This window comes from Fructobacillus sp. ESL1129 (genome assembly GCF_058507945.1).
In genome coordinates, this window is the sequence record NZ_CP196668.1 from 573,206 (window position 1) to 594,535 (window position 21,330).

The following is a 21,330-nucleotide window of genomic DNA, read 5'->3' on the forward strand; positions in this document are numbered from 1 at the left end:
TCACCTAACAAGGCCGAGGGGGTTTTTACTTGGATTTAAAAAAGGTTGGTGTGACTACCCGTCTTAATGAACTCAACGTATTCACCATCATAGCGATAAATTAAGACCCAATCAGGCTTAATGTGCAATTCGCGATCGAGTCCTTGATTAATTAGCTGATGGTCTTCATAGGAAGCAGGAATTGGTAAATCTCGTAAAAGAATTTCAACGATTCGATCAAAATCTTCTTTTCGATATCTCCCTCCCTTCATTAATTTTCGATATTGCTTCTTAAAGCCATTAACTGAACGAACACGATATTTATACTCATTCATCTTCGTCATTATTTAAGTACTCCAAAAAGTCATCTAGATTTTCAAACGTCTTATAGTCACGACTCGCCATTGCTTCCCTCAACCGCTCATTCGGCACATCAATCTTAAATGGAATACCACCCGTATCTAAACTTTTAATCACAAAGTTCTGTACGGCATCCTGAACCGTTGTTCCTAATCGAGTACAAAGCTTTTCAAAAGACGCTTCATCCCGACTGTCTAACTCAATTTGTATTTGTGTGGTCATTTTTTCTCCTTTATTGAATCGTTTTCTGTCACCATCATAACAGCCAAAAACCCCTGTCACAACAGGCTTTTTCGATGTTATACAAAAAGGAATCAATCGTCTGATTGATTCCTTTTAACTGTTTAATTGACTAACTTAAAGTTCAACCGCTCGACGACGGCACGGCCGCCCTGTGCATTGACAAAGTCCACTACGTCTTCAACGGAAGCCCGGTATTTCTTCGCATCGTTTTTACTAAAACAGAGCGGTTTATCCTGAACTTCCGTATCATTTGATGACATTACGTAACGATAATAGGCAGCGCCCTTACCAGACTGGCCATTCGTGACCAAAAAGGTCGGAATCGTATCCGATTGGCGGGTCATCGTTAACGAACTGGCGGACTTCAAGGCCTTCCACGAAGCATCCCCGTTCACCAAACCATAAAGGGTAATCATCCGGTAGGCTAACTCATCACTCGACCGGAAATCATCTTCGGTCAAGGTATTCGCCGTGCTTGTCCCCTTCTGACTGTGGCCGGTACTCGAGCTAGCGCTTGCTGAGGCATCCCCCTTTACCTCACTGCTACTCGAAGAAGAGGCGGTTGCAGAAGAAGAGGACGCAACAGTCGAATCATCAGCGACCACCCCCTCTGCTTGAGCGTTTTTCTCCCAGTCCTGTTTACCAGAAGAAGAGGAAGAGCTGCTAGCCCCCTTCTTGCTCCCACTACTTGTTCGACCCCGGTCTGAAGCCGAAGAATCAATATCCTTCACAATAATTGTCACCGCGCCAGCAGCCAAAATGACCGTACTGAGCAACGTGACCAGTAATTTCTTTTGCTTTACCACACTGGTCAATCTCCTAAAACCTAATTCTAAACGTGAAAATATCAACACATTTATTCACCCCTTATCTTAAGGGCATTCTAGGAACTTTGCAATCATAAACTGAACAATTTTTTATACTTTTTCATCATAACAATTCAACTAAAAAAGCCGACCACTTCCCATCCAGAAAGTGCGTCGACTTTTTTAGTAAATTAAATCACGGCAACGTTCATCGAAGCCGGTGCTCCGTAGCCAACAGGCTGAACATTAGCGTTCAAGTAGGCCCAATCAGACGTTGACAACCAGTAGTTAGCACCACGGGCAATCGTCAACGGATCCGCAATCAAGAAGCCACCATCACGGTAACCGTAAATCAGCTGAACGTGGAAATTGTTCGATGCGTTGTTCAACTGTAAGTTCCAAGGCAAATAAGTAATGACAAGGTTATTGGCCATTAACTGAGAAAGCACGTCACCGACGCCTGCTCCCGTAATGTCCTTTGTTTCGACACCGTATGCGCCATTCAACTTAGCGGCTAATGGTGCAGCCAAAACGGTCTGCGTGTACCACTGACCGTAACCAAATGGATTCCCGTGGAAACCATCGTTTGGTGAAACGCCGAAACCATAACCAATTCGGTTATAGATGTCGTGGATGTCTGGAACGGACTTGCCCTTAGCCGACAAAGCCATTTGGAAGGAAACCCCTTCACAACCCTCGGGTGCACCGAGTGCTCGTTGATCTAACGACCAGTGTCCAAAGTCAATGTTGACCGAATCAGTATCCAAACGACCGTCCGCCCAGAAGTGGACGCTGCGTCCGTCGATGGTTTGCCAGTCGGTCACGATGTTACCATCACCGTTGGCGTAGTAGATGTTGCCGCCATCGGTGAAGAAAGTCGAACGACGTTCGTAATAGGTATTGTCGTTACCAAAGAAGTGCTCGGCGCCATCAATCCATTGACGGCCAGAAACGGCCCGACCATCACCATCGGTGTAGTAAGTGTAACCCCAGGCTTCACGCCAACCGGCGTTTTGGCGAACCCCGTCGATGAACCAGTAGTAAGTGCCCGTGTAGAAACGGAAACCAGTAAAGAGTTCACCATTTTCGTACCAACGGTAGCCACCGTTCTGTGACGAACCATCCCAAATGTAGCCCTGCAATGGTCGTTCGTAGAAGGTGTTGTCGTCACCGAAATAATGGGCGCGGCCATCAATGATTTGAGTGCCTTGCACCGCTCGACCATCGTTGTCGGTGTAGTACTTGTAACCCCAGGCCTCACGCCAACCAGCGTTTTGGCGAACGCCGTCGATAAACCAGTAGTAAGTATTGGCATAGTACCGGAACCCAGTGTAGAGCTTGCCGTCTTCGTACCAACGGTAACCCCCGTTTTGAGAAGAGCCATCAAAGAGATAACCCGTCGAACGCAAGTAGTAGGTGCCGTCGTTTCCAAAGTTAAAGGCTTGACCATTAATCGTTTGGTTTCCCTGGACGGCACGGCCATCGTTATCCGTGTAGTAAGTGTAACCCCAAGCCTGACGCCAGCCGGCGTTTTGGCGGACACCGTTCACAAACCAGTAGTAGGTACCCGTGTAGTAACGGAAACCGGTGAACAACTGCCCGTCCTCAAACCAGTTATACCCACCGTTTGCGGTCGAAACGTCTGGCGAATAAATGTAGCCCGATACGTGTTCGGATGCAAACTTGTCGAGGGCCTTTTGACGAGGGTCTTCCGTTTGCACTTGGTTATTCTGTTGGTTTTGCTTGTTTTGGTCAGCTGTGTTGGCCTGGTTGTTATCAGTCGCGGCGGATTGCTGATCGGTTGGTGCGTTGGCGGCCTTCACATCACTTGAAGACGATGAGGCAGTAGCAGACTGCGCACTAGCATTCGACTGACTGGCCGCTTGCTGCTTGGCTTGGTCAGTTACCGTATCATGATCAGTTGCTGCGCTTTGGCTAACTGCTTGATTCGTCGTTGTTTGCGACGTCTCGTCGGCATGGGCCAATCCCTGCCCAGCTCCTAAGCTCAGCGCCATGGCAATGGCTGCGGATGCCAAGTAAATGGTTCCGCGTGTTTTTTTCATTTCAAAAGACATGTATTTCTCCACATAAATCGGGTTTGAACACAACAGGTTCATTATACACGTTTTTTAATCTTCATTGAATGTCCAATTAAAAAGTCCCTATCGCAACCAACGATAAGGACTTTCATTTAGACTTTTTCTTTGAAAATGTATAACTTGCTTAACACATAATTGGCTAAAATCACGAAAATGTTTTGAATGCCATTCCAGAGCAAATCATTTTGATGAAGGATTCGGACCCCAAAAGCTAAAATCAACCAACCGAGCACACCGGTCACAATGCGGGCCAGATAAAACTGCCAGACTTCGCGAAAGACCCCAGCCATGTCCGTGACTTTTGACCGGAAAACCCAGATTCGATTGGTCAAGTAGGCAAACAAGACGGCGAGGAACCAGGAAGCAACGTAGGCCAGCGTGTATTCCCAGTGTAAAGCGGCTGAGAAGAGCGCGTAAGTGACGACCGATACCACAAAAGTCGCCCCACCAAAGAACAGGTAAAGGATACTTTCTTCGTACTGTTTGTATAGTTTCATTATTTTTTGCATGGGCATACCTGCTAGAAAAGTTTCTTAAATACTATAGCGAACAAATAAAAGGAAGATTAAGACGAAAAGCATCCCTACCTACTTAGTCGACACATCCTGATCATAATAGTGCTGTGTCTGACTATCTTGCGAAATCGCGTCCAGGTTATCAACACCCTGGACTTTCTCGCTACCAGAATACGTAAAGCTGTAGTTCTTATCCGTTGGCTTGGCAGTGAAGACCTCGTAGGCGCCACTTCCAATGTCGGCCACCACGACCTTCTGCAACTTGCCATCAATGGTCAACTTACTGCGCCAGAACGTAATGCCGTTTTGGAAAGCCGCATTGCTGTCTTCCTTCGAAGCAGCTTTAATCGTTCCAGCCGTCATGGGCAGTCCAACCGACTGCTGCTTGATATAGGCTTGGATACTCTTTACCTTGCTATCCGTGCGCTTCTTCAAATCAGTAATTTGCTGGGAATCGCCCGTTGGATAGACATCGAAACCATAGTCCGTCGACGTTGGCTTAACTACCTGTTGTTTCTGGGAAGTCTTACTATTTTGAGAGCTCTCCCCCTTAGCCAGCAGGGACTGTTGCTGACTCGTGAGCTGCGTGTTCTTACTCTTTTGCTTGGGACGGGAAATCGTAAGTACAGCCCCGACAGCTACTAAGAGAACCAGTACAATGAACGCTATCCAGAATACATGGTGTTTCTTGCCAGTATTTGGAATTTTCTTATTTTTCTTTGACATAATTAAATACTTCTCCTTTTTAACGCACCCTTCATTATAATCACTGGACATTGGTGAAGACAACCCAATTTATCAGCATTAAGAAAACCATAACAAAAAGAAACCGACGAATCGGTTTCTTTCAAAAAATATGCACCTATTCTTGAGAGTTTGTACAACTAATAGAGACAAATTCCAAAGAATTGAACGATTAACGCAAGTAGAATGTGTTGTCATCACCGAAGTAATAGTCAACGCCATCAATCTTTTGCCAACCTTGTACGGCACGACCATCGCCGTCCGTGTAGTACTTGTAGCCCCAAGCTTCACGCCATCCGGCGTTCTGACGAACACCATCAATGAACCAGTAGTAAGTACCAGTGTAGTAACGGAAGCCAGTGAAGAGCTCACCGTTTTCGTACCAACGGTAACCACCGTTGGCAGGTGATCCGTCCCATAGGTATCCCGTCAATGGACGAGAGAAGTAGGTGCCATCATTACCAAAGTAGTACAACTTTCCATCAATGAAGCGGCTACCCTGAACGGCACGACCATCACCATCGGTATAGTACTTGTATCCCCAAGCTTCACGCCATCCAGCATTCTGGCGAACGCCATCAACAAACCAGTAGTAAGTACCGGCATAGTAACGGAAACCGGTATAAAGCTGACCATCTTCGTACCAACGGTAACCACCGTTTTCGGCAGAACCATCCCAAAGGTAACCGGATGAACGGAGGTAATAGGTATCGTCATCACCGAAATCTAACGTGATTCCGTTAACAACTTGTTTTCCTTGCACAGCACGACCATCTGCACCGGTATAGTATGTCTTCCCCCAAGCTTCGTGGAAAGAATTATCCTGACGGACACCATCTTGGAACCAGTAATAGGCACCAGTATAGAACTTAAATCCAGTAAACACGCGGTTATTTTCGTACCAACGCCAATCGCCATTGTAATCCTGAATATAACCATTTAGTTCTAAGTTATCTTGAGCCCGGGCTGGGTAATAATGACCATTGTCGACCAGAGCACCTTGGTCAAGGACTCGATCGTTAATAATACGAGTGTTGTCACCATCAATTTCTAGGATATAACTTGGTGCAAATGTTTTAAAAGTCAGGTAGGCAGTCACCACAAAACGGTTGTTATTGGCATCACCATTGTTAATTGGGTAGAAAGAATAAGTTTCTGTTCCGCCCTTAAAGTCGCTACTCAAAACAATGCCGTTTCCGTTCAACTTTTTATAGTGTCCTTGAATCCCATCATCCGATACATAACCCAGCAAAAATGACTGATATTGAGCATCTGATCCCCAGGCAATCCGGGGGTTATCAGTCGCAAAATGCCAACCGCGGGTTACTACGAATAGGTACCAACGACCCGCGTGTTCAAACAAGACTGGCCGTTCGATTTCATCATTCACAGCGTTGGCAACCATCAAGGGTTTTTCAATCGATGCGACCGTATAATCCGAATTCAACTTCACCAAACCAACCGAAGCGTTTGAAAGATAGCCCATGTCATACTCACGGTTATCTTTGTGACTCAAAAGACGGGCTTGTTCTTTCTTGTAATCTTCAAAGGACATGCCATAGTTTGCTTGGTTAAAGAAATTATTGATTCCTTGGAAACCGACTTTGTAGCCTGTATTCGCTTCAAAGGCAACGTACATCTGGTCACCATCAAACACAAGATGAGGATCACGCATGGCGTTACAGTCGTCAAACTTTGGCAACTTATCAACGTTGGTGTAATTAATTTGATTGATATCGCCATCGCCAGCAAAAATGGTCTTATGATCCGTTGCTTTCGCATGGTTGATGGTCAAACCACTATTCCAATCATTCCCATCCTTTGGCTCAACTGACACTTGTGCAGTGGTCAGCGTTTGTTGCAACGGTTCCCAGTGGTAGAGGTTTGAATAAATAAAACGAATTGTTGTGTCTTCGGGGTGCAACATTACGGTTGAACCAGACCACTCTTGCTGCATCCTATCCAAGTACTGGTCTTGTACTTTTGGATCGCGCCCTTCACCAAATGAATTGAAGACATAACCTAAGTATTGCCAAGTGGAAATATCTTGGTTGTTGGCATCGATACGTTGAGCAAACAAGCCCATTTTACCTTGCCAATCATCACCGAAAACCAAACAAACAGCTAAATGATAACCGTGATAATTCGCCGGTGTGCCATCCGGGTTAGTGACTGGCCAAGAATCGCCCATGTGCTGCTTAACCATCTCCCCTGTCTTTTGGTCAGGTTCGTATACATTGGCAACATCCTTGCTTAAAGAGCTGAACTCAAACTGAGGGGCCCGCTTGGTTGAATCGTCAAGTGAATCCACGATGGTATTCATATCATGACGGGTAAAGTGTAATAAACCGTCATCATCATTGACATCTTGCGGCTGGCTCTGAACATCAGATTGTTGAACATAAGCAACCGTATTTGACTGACGCATCTTTACAAGAACACGACCGTTGACAACATTTGCTTGAACAGATGACACAACGTTGTTATCAGCCACCGTATCAACTAAGGTTTCGCCGGTTACGTCTGCGTAGAGCTTCGTCCCCTTCATCAAATAACCTGTTGCGGTCCCATTATCGTTAAAGTCGATTTGCAGACCCTGACGTGGTTGCTCATAAGTGTTTGTTGGCAACTTAGCTGCTTCTGTTTTAGTCCCATTATTGGAAGCATTCTGGTCAGCATTCGTTGATTGGTTAACTTGATTATTAACCGTATCCTTCTGCTGATCAGTTTGTTTATTATCAGCGCTTACCGTTTGATTAGTCCCGCTCACAGATTGTGCAGTGGTTGACTGTGTATCAGCATTTGACTGCTGCTGTTCAGTACCCTGTAAACTTTGGCTCTGTTGCCCAGCTTGATTCGTTTGCTGACCATCATCCGCACTGGCTGCCATTCCCGAAGCAGCGACAATTGATAAAGCGGTAACAGTAGCAATACACCACTTCTTACCAGCTTTATACATTTTGACATGTTTCTTCATTCCCTAACCTCAAAATACTCTCTCTAATTTACAAGTGAATTATTAGACATACAATAAAAATTATACAGGTTATTTTTTTATTTTCAATTAATATTCATTTTATCTAAAGCTACCCTTTTATCTTTTAAATAAATTGACAGTCTTTTCTTTGTACAAAAAAAGATCTAGGAAATTTCCTAGATCTTTAAGGTTAATTAACGCAAATAGTAGGTATTGTCATCACCAAAGTAACAGTTCTGACCATCGATGTTCTGCCATCCTTGAACGGCACGACCATCACCATCAGTGTAGTACTTGTAGCCCCAAGCTTCACGCCAACCGGCGTTCTGACGAACACCGTCGATGAACCAGTAGTAAGTACCGGTGTAGTAACGGAAACCAGTGAAGAGTTCACCATTTTCGTACCAACGGTAACCACCGTTAGCAGCGGAACCATCCCAGAGATAACCTGTCAAAGGACGTTCAAAGAACGTGTTGTCATCACCGAAGTTATAGAGCTTACCATCGATAAAGCGTGTACCTTGTACAGCACGTCCATCGTTATCCGTGTAGTAAGTGTAGCCCCATGCTTGACGCCAACCGGCATTTTGACGAACACCATCGATGAACCAGTAGAAGGTTCCGGCATAGTAACGGAAGCCAGTGTATAGTTGTCCATCTTCGTACCAACGATAACCACCATTTTCAGCTGAACCATCCCAGAGGTAGCCAGTTGAACGCAAGTAGTACGTACCATCATTACCAAAGTCTAGTTCTTGACCGTTGATATTCTGGATGCCTTGTACGGCTCGTCCGTCTGCTCCAGTATAGTACGTCTTCCCCCAGGCTTCGTGGAAGGCGTTATCTTGACGGGCACCATCTTGGAACCAGTAGTAAGTATCGGCATAATAGCGGAAACCAGTGTAAAGTTGCCCATCTTCGAACCAACGCCAACCATTTACATCATCATCGTAAAGATATCCATTCCAACCAGCATGCTTAGCTGCTTCGTCTGCGGCCTTCTTGGCGGCTGCTTCATCTGCGGCCTTCTTGGCAGCGGCTTCGTCTGCAGCTTTCTTGGCGGCTGCTTCGTCTGCGGCTTTCTTTGCAGCAGCTTCATCTGCAGCCTTCTTTGCGGCTGCTTCATCTGCAGCCTTCTTTGCGGCTGCTTCGTCTGCGGCTTTCTTTGCAGCTGCTTCATCTGCAGCCTTCTTTGCGGCTGCTTCGTCTGCGGCTTTCTTTGCAGCTGCTTCGTCTGCGGCTTTCTTTGCAGCTGCTTCATCTGCGGCCTTCTTTGCGGCTGCTTCGTCTGCGGCTTTCTTTGCAGCTGCTTCATCTGCGGCTTTCTTGGCGGCCGCAGCATCATCAGCTGAATAAAGGGAATCTGGCAAGAAGAATGTTGATCCATCGGATATATTTAGGTACCTACCTGATGATTTCTCCATCAAAGCATAGAAAGCACCCTTTCCTTGGATATTCGTTCCATTAAGATACTTTGCTTTCCATTGTGTGATTGGTTCATCTGTTGGCAAAGTTTTCCCATTTGAAATTTGAGCACGTGTAAACAACTGTGGATACTTTTCTTGAAGTTCCTTCAAGTATTTACCACCATAAACAGACTGAAAGTCTGATCCACTACTCATGGAATTAGCAATATAAACGCCATGAAGTAATTCTGAACCAGCAATTGGTTGTCCAAATGAATTAACTTTTGATGCTGTAACAGCCTCTTGCTTAGGAAGGGCATATAACTGATTAGGAACAAAATCAGCCATTGCCTGAATTCCCTGCGCATGTACTGCCTTTATTGCCTGACGTAATTGATCGATTGTTCCATACTTTGTTGGATTTGGTGTACCATCTGCATTATCAAATCCTAAGTCATATCGATCAGTAAAAGAATAACCGTTTTGTATCGTTGAGTCTATAAAACTATCATCATTAGCAGAACGATATTGTGGTGCAAATTCAAAACTAGTTACACCTAATTCCTTGAATAAACCAGCATTTTTGGCAATTTGTGCATTAGATGCTTCTTCGGTAGTTGTTGGAACAGGTTGGAAATTAGAAAAGCCTTCGAAAATTAAATTTGAATCAAAAGCAGCGTTTGAATGACTTGATCGCCCATCTGCGTTTCTCTCATCCGATAGTTTATCAAAAGAACGTACATCCTGATTAGATGGTGCTCCGCAGGGGACCCATACTGCTAAATAGCCAGAAACTTGAGGATCTGTTACGCCATATATCCATGAATTATCAAAATGAAGATCACCGTTTGCATCTGTTTGCATTGTTGGTGCACCTTCGTCAGAAGAGTAAATTTTCAACCCATCTCGTGTAGTTAATAATGATGCCCGAAACATTTGGTTTTTATGAGAAGCACCCATATGTAGCACAACTTCTTCACCATCTGCTAAAGCAAAATTTTGATTGTTACTTACAATGGTTCCAATCCCATCAGTACGCTGAGAATTATTTGATGAATCCTGATCCGAAGCATTCATTAATCCCTTCCCATAGCGAACTGAAGTTAACATATCCCAAGCGCGGCTTTGGACTTCTCCAGTTTTTACATTCTGAGTATCACTTTGAATAGCCTGACCACCAGATACATACTTCACACGATCCTTCATTAACTGAGTGATTGCATCAAAATATGGCGATTTTTCAGACATGTACTGAGCATTATCTACATATAAGTCACCATAATAAACACGAGGAACTGTATCTTTATTGGTTAAAAGTAATGAATAAGCCGATGGAACATTATATTTAGAATATTTCTTATCAGCTAATGTACGATCCTTATTATAAATTTCAAATGCCTTATCAAACTGTTCTCTCGTTGCCTTTAGTGTTTCAGTTCCCGGATAAAGATCCTTTAAAATATCATTAATCATCCATTGAATATCAGAATCATGGGCTGCTACAAATGAATAGTTTGGTTCAGCAACATTTTCTGTATTATTATTTTGACGATCAATGTACGTTTTCTTATAGAAATCATCTAGCTTCTCACGTTGGTTAGGTTTATTTTCCAACCCATTAACTAGATTATGAAGAACTGTTTGGTCCATGGATAATTGATTGTTACCCTGATCATTAACATATCTAAAATCATTGATATTCCAGTCTTCAAGAATTGAAAAATGATTATTGGCATTTTTTTCACTCTGATCAATTCCAAAATGGGCTTTCATATAATCTGTGGCAATATTTAACAAATCAGCATCAACATTATCAACTGCATCAAAACGATAACTATCAAAATTTGCATCAGCATCATTAGCAGTTATACTACCAAGGTTCATCAAAAAATGAAGCCAATTTAATTGTTCTGCTTGTACTGCTGGGTTGGAATTATCAACATCATTTGCCAATAAGAATTCAGATCCGCCATATTCCCATGGATCATCAAAATACTTCTGTGTCCCATCTTGTCGTGTGGGTGTTCGATTCATTTCACGATAATCAGAATTAGTATTAGGAGTTTTGTCACTATTTTCATAGCCGATGAATCCACCCTGAAAACCGTCGCTATTAGGGTTTTCACTTGTGGAATTCCAGTCTGATTGAGAACTTTTGAATTGGCTAAATAGTGGTTTTAACCAATCAGTTGAATTTTCACTACTAATTCTTTTTTCTATAGATACTTGAATAGCTTGAGAACGTGAATTCAAGTTACTTTGATCGGCGTTCGCATCAACATGGGCACCATCTACTATATGATTATCGACCATAAAATTAATATATGCGGCTTGGGTAGCCTTATTTGGCCACCATGCCATCAAAATTGGGCGACGATCGTTAGTCGTACTTGCTCCCAGTTTTGGCCATTTTTTAAAATATCTTTTGGTTGGTACCAGGCATCAGCAGTTATATATCCATCTACATTGTCAACTGAGGTAGCGTCTTTTGACACAAAATGATTATGGTTTGCAAAGTCATTTTGTTCGTTAGTACTGCTAACTGTTGAGTTATTTGTTGCAGTTGTTTCTATATTTGATGATTCTGCAGTTTGAGTAGTACTATTTGTCTCTACTTGACCTTGTTGGCTGTTATCAGCCTGATTATCCTTATTTTTATCATCTGACGATTGTTTGTTATCAGATTGTGTTGATGTTGATTCATCTTTATTTGATTGATTATCAGTTAGCTGATTGTCATTCTGAGCTTGTACAGCTACCGGAGTATTGGCTGAATTGTTATTAGTTCCCTGAGAACTATCATCAGCTTGTACTGTGGTCATCCCAGACACAGCTACTACTGCTACTGTAACTGCGGCCATACACCATGTTTTTCCAGCTTTGTACATTTTTACATGTCGTTTATGTTCTTGCATTTACTTGCCTTTCCCTACTTCATTTAAAATAAAAAACTTAATCAGTTTTTCCTAATTTAGTTCACTGTAAGATTATATCAAAATTAAAAAGAAAAAACTTTCTTATACATAACAAAAAAGTCTGACTAAAAAAGTCAGACTTTTCAAATTAACGAATGTAGTAAGTATAATCATCACCAAAGTAGTAATTTTGTCCGTCAATATTTTGCCAACCTTGAACGGCACGACCATCATTATCCGTGTAATACTTATAACCCCATGCTTCACGCCAACCAGCATTCTGTCGAACACCGTCGATGAACCAGTAGAAAGTTCCAGTATAGAATCGGAAACCAGTGAACAACTGTCCATTTTCATACCAACGATAACCACCGTTTTGGGAAGAACCATCCCAAATATAGCCTGTCAATGGACGTTCATAGAACGTATTGTCATCACCGAAGTTATAGAGAATACCATCGATAAAGCGTGTTCCTTGTACGGCTCGTCCATCGTTATCTGTATAGTAAGTGTAGCCCCATGCTTGGCGCCAACCAGCATTCTGTCGAACACCATCGATAAACCAGTAGTATGTGCCGGCGTAATATCGGAAGCCAGTGAATAACTGACCATTTTCGTACCAACGGTACCCACCGTTTTCAGCCGATCCATCCCAAAGATAACCAGATGAACGTAGGTAGAACGTACCATCATTTCCAAAGTCTAGTTCTTGACCATGGATGTTTTGAATTCCTTGAACGGCTCGTCCTTCACCATCCGTATAGTAAGTCTTACCCCAGGCTTCGTGGAATGCGTTATCTTGACGCTTACCATCTTGGAACCAATAGTAAGTACCTGTATAGTATTGGAAACCGGTAAACAATTGACCATTTTCGAACCAACGCCAATCATTGACATCTTCATCAAATAGATAGCCATTCCAGCCGGTATGATCTTGATGTGGAGCCGGTGTTGGCTCGGGTGTTGGAGTTGGGGTTGGCTCAGGGTTTGGAGTAGGTGTTGGGTCAGGAGTTGGTGTGGGTGTTGGGTCAGGAGTTGGAGTTGGGTCAGGAGTTGGGGTTACTGGCGTCGCAACACCATTCCCATCAACCCAAACTTCCTGTCCATTCAACGTCAACTTTTGATTAGTAAGCAATTCATAATTGGAATTAAAGCAGTAGTTTTTTCCATCGATGTTGGTCCAACCAGTAACAAAACTACCATTGTCGGAAGCATAGTACTTTTGACCGTCAAAGTTAATCCATGAATTTGTCTTAGCACTTCCCTTGTCGAAGTAATATTCATGATTTTCAAATGAACGGACTCCGGTATATAGCTCACCATTTTCGTACCATGAAGATGGGAAACCATCTAATGGCGCTTCCTTATACAGACCAGTTACATCACCCTTTTTCTGAGCAACCGTTTGATAGATCTTTGAGTCCATGGTAAGAGCACCCTGTGACAAGAGAATGTCATTAATCACCTGCGTTTGGTCCCCATTGATTTCAAGCACATAGCTTGGTGCAAAGGTCTTACTGTCCAAGTAACTGGTTACCACAAAACGATTACTACCATCCGTATTTGGCATAACCAAAAAGGAATACGTGTAGCCAGGTGTCTTTGGATTAACATCACTAGTCAAGACAAGGCCGTTACCATTTAGGGGCTTATAGTGACCAAGGATTCCATCTTCAGAAACAAAACCAAACAGGTACTCAGCACTACCGTTTGCTCCGTGGGTAATATAACCATTGGTAGAAGCAAGGTGCCAACCGTGGGCAGCAGTGAACAAATACCACTTTCCATCATGTTCGAATACGGTTGGTCGTTCCAATTCATCGGTTACTGCATTCGCAGTAATCAACGGCTTTTCAATGGACTTGACAGTAAAGTCATCGTTCAACTTGACAGCCCCTAGTGCGGCATTAGCCAAATAAGCTTTATTGAAAGCTAACTTATTACCTTCCAATGATAACTTGTCATTTTGATAAGTTGTTCCTTCGCTACCAAAATAGGCTTCGTTATTAAGATTATTGGCCCCCTGAAAACCAGTATCTGGGCCAGTATTTGACTCAAAAATGAGGTAGGCTTGCCCATTATCAACAACGAAATGTGGGTCACGAAGAGCAACTTCATCACTAAAGTTATCCATGGTAGCACCGGCTTGCGAGTCGTTCTGGTAAACTTTACCGTCTGCCACGAAAATACTCTTGTGATCCGTCGTCTTGCTGTGATCGATGGTCAAACCATTATTCCAGCTACCGTCTTTCCCTTCAACAAACACCTTAGCAGTTGTTAGAATTTGACCTTCAGCTGTAAAGTTTGTGTAGAAAAAGCGCAATGAATCATCATTAGCATTCATCATGACCGTTGAACCAGACCATTCTGATAATGTTTCTTCTAAGTAACGATCACTTCCATCAAACTTGTAACCTTCAGCCTTTTTATTGAAAACATAGCCAAGGTATTGCCAACTAGCAATATCATCAGTGTTATCAGTCAGTTTTTGGGCAAACAACCCCATTTTGGCATCGTACCAATGTTCGGTACCAGCTGCATCCGCAACTAATCCCACTGCCAAATGATACCCATGGTAGTCTGCCGCTGCACCGTTAACGTCTTGCACAGGCCATGAATCCCATACACGTAGTTTGGTCTGGCTACCGTCAGCATTCGTTTGGTAGGCCGAAGGAATTTCCTTCTTTAAATCATCACTACTAATTTTGGGTGCCCAATACTTTGAATCGTTGGTGGCATCCGGAATGGCGTTCATGTCCGCACGAGTAAAATGCGACTCACCATAACTATCATTTGTTGTAATCACATTTGCTGAAAGGGCATCCTTGTCAACAAAAGCAATAACTTGACTTTGACGGAACTTTACCAGTACACGGTTTCCATAGCTGTTCTGTGAAATGTAGTCAATCTCAACATTATCATCTTTAACTGTGTCAACAGCATCATTAGTCGTAGCGTTGGCATATAACTTAGTCCCTTTATTGACGTGACTAAATTGCGTATTCAATCCATCAAAAGTCTCATCCGTTTTATTCAATGGGTCTTTTTTAGTTGTATTGATACTATTATTAACCGTTGAGTTCGAAGAAGCATTCGTTCCTTGACTCTGTACTACTGAAGCATTCACTCCCTGACTGTCTGTTTTTTCGTCAGTTGTGGCAGCAGCTGCTTGATTAGAACCATCTTGATTCTTAGCTGCCGTCTGGTTCGATACGCTATTGCCAGTTTGATAACTAGATGTGTTAGTCGTACCACCAGTAGTCGTCTTATTAGCACTGTCCTGTGCTGTGTTACTTGTTGTGCCAGAAACACTTGTTGAAGCGTTATCACTAACGGAACTGCCCACACCATCTGCAGAGGCAGTCATCGTCATTCCAACAGCAAGACCGGCAATAGCCACCATCATAGTGCACCATTTTTTACCGGATTTAAACATTTTTATACGCATTTATATTACCTTCATAACACTATTTATATCTATAAGTCAAACAATGTAATTATCACATATTGAACAAACCAATGCAAAATTATTTAATATAGGGTTAATCTTATTGTTTATAAAGCGCTATAAAAAAGTCTTTAAAACTTTCGTTTTAAAGACTTTTAAGTTTAATTATCTCAAATAGTAAGTGTTATTATCGCCGAAGTAATAATCAACACCATCTATATTTTGCCATCCTTGAACAGCACGACCGTCTTGATCAGTGTAGTACTTGTAGCCCCATGCTTCACGCCAACCGGCGTTCTGACGAACACCGTCGATGAACCAGTAGTAAGTACCGGTGTAGTAACGGAAACCAGTGAAAAGTTCACCGTTTTCATACCAACGGTAGCCACCATTGGCTGGAGAACCATCCCAGATATACCCTTCTAGAGGACGTACATAGAAAGTATTATCCGTTCCAAAATTATAGAGTTTGCCATCAATCCACTGCAAGCCCTGAACAGCACGACCATCACCGTCCGTATAATACGTCAATCCCCAAGCCTGACGCCAACCTGCGTTTTGACGAACACCGTCAATGAACCAATAGAAGGTACCGGTGTAAAAACGGAAACCAGTAAATAGTTGGCCATTTTCATACCAACGATAGCCACCATTGGCAGGTGAACCATCGTAAAGATAGCCAGAAGACCGCATGTAGTAGGTATTATCATTTCCAAAGTCGAAGGTTTGACCGTTGATGTTTTGGATACCCTGAACAGCACGACCATCATCCCCGGTATAGTACCACTTACCCCAGGCTTCGTGCCATGAATTATTTTGTCGAACCCCATCCTCAAACCAGTAGTAAGCACCGGTGTAGTATTGGAATCCGGTAAACGGCTGGTTGTTTTCATACCAGCGGTAGCCACCGTTCTTTGGTGAACCATCATAAATGTAACCAGAGAATTGGTGATTTGTTTGCGGTGACACCGCGTAGGTAGGCCCATCAGCAGTCAACGCACCTTGGTTATAAACCCGGTCATTAATGATACGTGTTTGGTCGCCATTAATCTCCATTTCGAATGAAGCACCAAATGTACGCACATCCAAATAAGAGGTCACGATAAAGCGATTGCTATTATCAGAATTAGGAACAACAAGGAATGAATACGTATAATCCTTACCCGTGTTATCACTGGCAAGAACTAAGCCATTACCATTTAACGGCTTGTAATGTCCCAAGATACCATCTTCTGAAACGAAGCCAAACATGTAATTCATTTGGCCATTTTCCCCCAGAGTGATGCGAACATTGTCGGTTGACATGTGCCAACCGTGAGCAGTCACGAAGAGATACCACTTACCATCCCGTTCAAACAAGTTAGGACGCTCGACCTCATCGGTGATTCCGTTGAAAGCTACGATTGGCTTTTCAATTTGTGAAACCGTATAATCATCCTTCAATTTAACGATTCCAATGGCGGCGTTCCCAAGAACAGCCTTATCATAGGCGGCACTTCCCTTGTTATTTAGGAAGTATTGGAGTGACTTTTGAAAGTCAGTATCAGACATGCCGTAGTAAGCCTTGTTGTAAATGTTGTTCACACCTTGGTAGCCATCATCCAAACCGGTAGCGCCTTCAAAGGCCAAATAAGCTTCTCCACCACTGTACACAACGTGCGGATCACGCAACGCAATGGCATCCCCAAAACTCGTCAAAAAACCACCGTCTTGGGCAGCCGTTTGATAGGTCGAACCATCACCAGCAAAAATGGACTTGTGGTCGGTCGTCTTGCTGTGATCAATGATTAGGCCAGAGTTCCAGTCAAATGAATCTTTGGGTTCAACATAGACTTTCGCAGTGGTTAAAATTTGTCCCTTCGTTCCATAATTCGTGTAGAAGAAACGAAGCGAGTCATCATTGGCATTCACCATTACAGTCGAACCAGACCATTCAGCTTCCATGTACTTTAGGTACTGGTCATTGGTTAGATCTGCTCCTTCACCGAACGTGTTAAAAACATTTCCCAAATATTGCCAAGAAGAAATGTCATCACTGCCACCAATTTTTTGTGCAAACAGTCCCATTTTGCCGTAGTACCAATCCGTACTATTGTCAGCTGGCGCTGTTAACCCAACTACTAGACGATAGCCATGATAGTCAGCAACTGTTCCGTCCTGATTTTCGACAGGCCATGAATCCCAGACTTTTAATTTGACGTCTTCACCTGTTTGGTTATTATGTAACGCCAAACCGGTAATGTCTGAGTTTAAGGTTCCAGATTCCACCTTTGGTGCCCAAACATTCGAATTGTTTAACGAGTCAATAATTGAGTCAAGATCTGCACGCGTGTAGTGCGTCACACCATTATCATCGTTGACAACTTGAGGCGTTGACTGAATAGCAGCCGCATCAACGTAGCCAATAACCTTGCTATCCTTCAGCTCAACAAAAACACGGCCATCGGTACTATCAGCTTGTCGTAAAATTTGAATGTTATTATCTGTTGTAACTTGCTTGACAGTGGTTCCGGTCGTTGCATCATAGACATTAACACCCTTCATCAAATAAGCGGTGCTTGCCGTTGATTCGTTAAAATTAGCACTTGCTTGTTGCTGGCTAACGTTCGTGCTTGACGAATTACCAGCATTTGCGGCTTGTTTAGCGGGATCCTTCGTCGTTGTCTTCGCTGCATCTGTTGTTGATCCCGAAACGGATTGCTGGTTCGTGTTCGTAACGGTTTGAGAAGCAGCTAAAGTCGAGCTGTTCGAATCAGTATTCTTACTCGTATCAACGTTGGACGATCCATTTGTCGTCATTGACGTACTAGAATCGGTTGCATTTGATGTCGTATTATTTGTCGTTGCTTGTTGTGTTGTTTGTTGACTTGCAGTAGTGCTATCAGCATTCGCCTGCACCCCGTGCATTAAAATAATCGAAATGACTGTACTAGTAACAGTCATTGTCATCTTTACGCGATTCAAAGATGATGAATGGTTATGATTTACTAACATTATGTTCTCCGTTTAAAAATAAGCCCTAATATTTTTACTCTGACCATATTAAACCAATATTAATTACAAACAAATTACAAAATAAGGTAACGCAATTCTAATTCCTGTACTTTTATGGACGAGTTTTAATATATTTCTACCAACTTAAAATTGTAAAACAATTAGGAGAAAAAAGCACATTTTGACGACTTTCTTATGAAAGTCATAAAAAAAGGAACACAGTGACGCCTTTTAGGCACCTTTGTGTTCCTTTTGTATTGATAAATTTACCGCAAGTAATACGTGTTGTCATCCCCGAAGTAATAGTTCTGACCATCAATGTTTTGCCAACCTTGAACGGCACGACCATCGTTATCGGTGTAGTACTTGTAGCCCCATGCTTCACGCCAGCCAGCGTTCTGACGAACACCATCAATGAACCAGTAGAAGGTTCCAGTGTAGAAGCGGAAACCGGTGAAGAGTTCACCATTTTCGTACCAACGGTAACCACCGTTGGCAGCGGAACCATCCCAGAGGTAACCCGTCAAAGGACGTTCGAAGAAGGTGTTGTCATCCCCAAAGTTATAGAGCTTACCATCGATGATGCGGCTCCCCTGCACGGCACGGCCATCTTGATCCGTGTAGTAAGTGTAGCCCCAGGCTTGACGCCAACCGGCATTCTGACGAACGCCGTCGATGAACCAGTAGAAAGTTCCGGCATAGTAACGGAACCCAGTGAAGAGCTCACCGTTCTCATACCAACGGTAACCACCGTTGGTATAGGAGTTGTCCCAAAGGTAACCGGATGAACGCAAGTAGAACGTGCCGTCGTTACCAAAGTCTAATTCCTGACCATGGATGTTTTGGATGCCCTGCACTGCGCGACCATCCCCATCTGTATAATAAGTTCTTCCCCATGCTTGGTGGAAGGAGTTATCTTGACGGACACCGTTTTCAAACCAGTAGTAAGTACCGGCGTAGTATTGGAAACCAGTGAATAATCGGCCATTTTCATACCAACGGTAACCGTTAGCGTCTGAGTCATAGATATAGCCGTTATCGTGGAAGTGAACCGTCGTGCCATTGTCAAAAGTCATGTCGGAATGGTTATCCTGACCGGCAGTTGAGCCTGGTTGGTTGCCGTTATTCTGGTTGTTCGCTGAAGCATTGGCATTCGCTGTGGCATTCGCTGTGGCTTTCGCCTTGGCCTCGGCATCAGACTTTTGGTTGCGATCATTCACCGCGTTGTTGTATGCCGTTTGGGCAGCTGACTGCGCTTGTTCGGCTTTCTTAACCTGTGCATCGGCATCGTTCAAGATCGCCTGCTTCTTAGTCTGCGTTCCCTTAACAATCTTCAGGTTTTCCTTTTCACTCAATGAGTGCGCAATCGCGGTATTCAACTGAACGTTCTTAGCGTTTTGATCATCCTTCGCTGCATTAATGTCCTGTTCAGCCTTTTGAACGTCGGCCGCCGTTGGTAGTTGCTTGCTGTCATCGTACAACTTAAAGTTGTAGCTGTAGTCCCCCTTGGAAGTTTTGACAGTGACACGGTAGGCGTTGTTGGCTTGGATAGCGATTTGCTTGGCATCCACGTCGAAGGCAACAGCAGAATAACCGTTGCGTGAGAATAGGCTAGTATCGTAAATATCAGCATTTGCCACATTCAAAGTCTGACCTGTCGTTGTGTTTTGCACAGTGACAGCTAACTCTGAATGGTTGTTTGAAATTTTGTAACCGAGTCCATAGCCGAAATCAACGGACCAAAGAACGCCAGACCCTTTCGCCATGCTTGCAGGGAAGAGGTTCACAGCTGGATAGCTGATAATCGTTTTTGACTGCTTATCCATCTGCATCGAGGCATCGTTATTCATCGTTAATGCCGAACTTCCAGAAGCCGTTCCAAAGCCAACCGCCGTTGAGCTTGGGTTCAAAGCCGTTTGACGATGACCAACAGCAGCAGAGCCGCCCATTACGTTGCTGTCATCTCTTAGCCAACCCGCCATCGTTTCCTTCAACCAGTATGAAGTACCACCAGTGCTAAATAAGTTCGAGCTATCCGCACCCTTCGCGGCTTTATTCCAATCCGCATCTGAAACATTGGCAGGTTTCGTTGCGTCAGATTGCAATTCATGGGTCATGACCCTTGCTGCAGTTTCGACCGCTGCTGTCACCTGGTTTTGGTCAGTCAAAGTCGCATCCGATTGAACCGATGATAAACCAAACAATGACCGGTAGTAGTTCAACCAATCAATGGCGTTCTGCAATGCCTCGTTGGTCAGCTTACCAGCAACAAAATTGCCATTGGCATCAGTTTGTGGCTGAACGGCATAGATGTTCCCCAGTGACTTAGTCGTTGCAGCCAAACGGGCATATGTCGCGTTTTGATCGTTAATCTGCTTCTTTTCAGCATCCGTGTAAAAGTTGGCAGCTTGCTTGACTTTGTCCAAGTCAGCCGTCAACTGATCAGCCTTTTGCTTAGCCGCATTGTAGTTGCTTTGAGCAGCCTTCAACGCCGCTTCAGCGTTGTTAACCACCTGCTCCTGCTGATCCACATCGTTCGTCGCTGCATCAGCATTTCCCTTTGCAGTATCGAATGCATTCTTAGCATCTTGCAAAGTCTTGTTCGCTGCATCAAGTTCGCTTTGCTTAGCGGTAACTTGCTGATTAGCGTCGTTCACCTGTTGGCTCAAGTTCGCCTGATTGTTGTCATCTGCGTTAACCTTCTGGTTCGCAAACGCTGCCAAACCAGTTGCCGCAGCAATAGTCAAGGCAGTCGTATAAATTCTCTTTGACATTCCTTCTCTCCTTAAAAACTGAGGGAAATCTTCCAGTTCTACTTCTTATTTAAAGGTCGTTGAAAATTAA

12 protein-coding genes are annotated in these 21,330 nt (G+C 43.6%); all 12 read right to left on the reverse strand.

Features of this window, described 5'->3' with window-relative positions:
- Positions 1 to 35: 35 nt before the first annotated feature.
- The 12 genes from ACSYSL_RS02745 to ACSYSL_RS02800 all read right to left on the reverse strand — a co-directional run bounded on the left by ACSYSL_RS02745 (position 36) and on the right by ACSYSL_RS02800 (position 21,260).
- The gene (locus ACSYSL_RS02745; RefSeq protein ID WP_338342199.1) at positions 36 to 314 is read right to left on the reverse strand and encodes a type II toxin-antitoxin system YafQ family toxin; all 279 of its coding nucleotides are present in this window, start codon (positions 312 to 314) and stop codon (positions 36 to 38) included.
- Positions 307 to 561 (reverse strand): type II toxin-antitoxin system RelB/DinJ family antitoxin, encoded by a 255-nt coding sequence (locus ACSYSL_RS02750; RefSeq protein WP_010017511.1) that lies wholly within the window; start codon positions 559 to 561, stop codon positions 307 to 309. The genes ACSYSL_RS02745 and ACSYSL_RS02750 overlap by 8 nt, the downstream gene beginning before the upstream one ends.
- Positions 562 to 683: 122 nt before the next feature.
- Entirely contained in the window at positions 684 to 1,388 is a 705-nt protein-coding gene (locus ACSYSL_RS02755) for a hypothetical protein (protein WP_491708995.1), read from the reverse strand.
- Positions 1,389 to 1,579: 191 nt separating this feature from the next.
- Positions 1,580 to 3,451, reverse strand: a complete 1,872-nt coding sequence (locus ACSYSL_RS02760) for a hypothetical protein (protein ID WP_491708996.1) — start codon at positions 3,449 to 3,451, stop codon at positions 1,580 to 1,582.
- Positions 3,452 to 3,579: 128 nt separating this feature from the next.
- On the reverse strand, positions 3,580 to 3,984 hold the full coding sequence (locus ACSYSL_RS02765; RefSeq protein ID WP_338342059.1) for a GtrA family protein: 405 nt from the start codon (positions 3,982 to 3,984) through the stop codon (positions 3,580 to 3,582).
- Positions 3,985 to 4,074: 90 nt separating this feature from the next.
- Complete coding sequence (locus ACSYSL_RS02770; RefSeq protein ID WP_491708997.1) at positions 4,075 to 4,728, reverse strand: hypothetical protein; 654 nt, start codon at positions 4,726 to 4,728, stop codon at positions 4,075 to 4,077.
- Positions 4,729 to 4,918: 190 nt separating this feature from the next.
- Positions 4,919 to 7,723, reverse strand: a complete 2,805-nt coding sequence (locus ACSYSL_RS02775) for a glycoside hydrolase family 68 protein (protein ID WP_491708998.1) — start codon at positions 7,721 to 7,723, stop codon at positions 4,919 to 4,921.
- 194 nt (positions 7,724 to 7,917) lie between these two features.
- Positions 7,918 to 11,490 carry a glycoside hydrolase family 70 protein gene (locus ACSYSL_RS02780; RefSeq protein ID WP_491708999.1) on the reverse strand — a complete coding sequence of 1,191 codons (3,573 nt, stop codon included), beginning with the start codon at positions 11,488 to 11,490 and terminating at the stop codon, positions 7,918 to 7,920.
- The gene (locus tag ACSYSL_RS02785) at positions 11,490 to 12,044 is read right to left on the reverse strand and encodes a KxYKxGKxW signal peptide domain-containing protein (RefSeq protein ID WP_491709000.1); all 555 of its coding nucleotides are present in this window, start codon (positions 12,042 to 12,044) and stop codon (positions 11,490 to 11,492) included. Before ACSYSL_RS02785 ends, ACSYSL_RS02780 begins: the two co-directional genes overlap by 1 nt.
- Positions 12,045 to 12,192: 148 nt before the next feature.
- Positions 12,193 to 15,492: a glycoside hydrolase family 68 protein gene (locus ACSYSL_RS02790; RefSeq protein WP_491709001.1), complete on the reverse strand. Its 3,300-nt coding sequence runs from the start codon at positions 15,490 to 15,492 to the stop codon at positions 12,193 to 12,195.
- A 165-nt stretch (positions 15,493 to 15,657) separates the two neighbouring features.
- On the reverse strand, positions 15,658 to 18,486 hold the full coding sequence (locus ACSYSL_RS02795) for a glycoside hydrolase family 68 protein (protein ID WP_491709002.1): 2,829 nt from the start codon (positions 18,484 to 18,486) through the stop codon (positions 15,658 to 15,660).
- Between the two features lie 266 nt (positions 18,487 to 18,752).
- Positions 18,753 to 21,260 carry a hypothetical protein gene (locus ACSYSL_RS02800; RefSeq protein ID WP_491709003.1) on the reverse strand — a complete coding sequence of 836 codons (2,508 nt, stop codon included), beginning with the start codon at positions 21,258 to 21,260 and terminating at the stop codon, positions 18,753 to 18,755.
- Between the last annotated feature and the right edge of the window lie 70 nt (positions 21,261 to 21,330).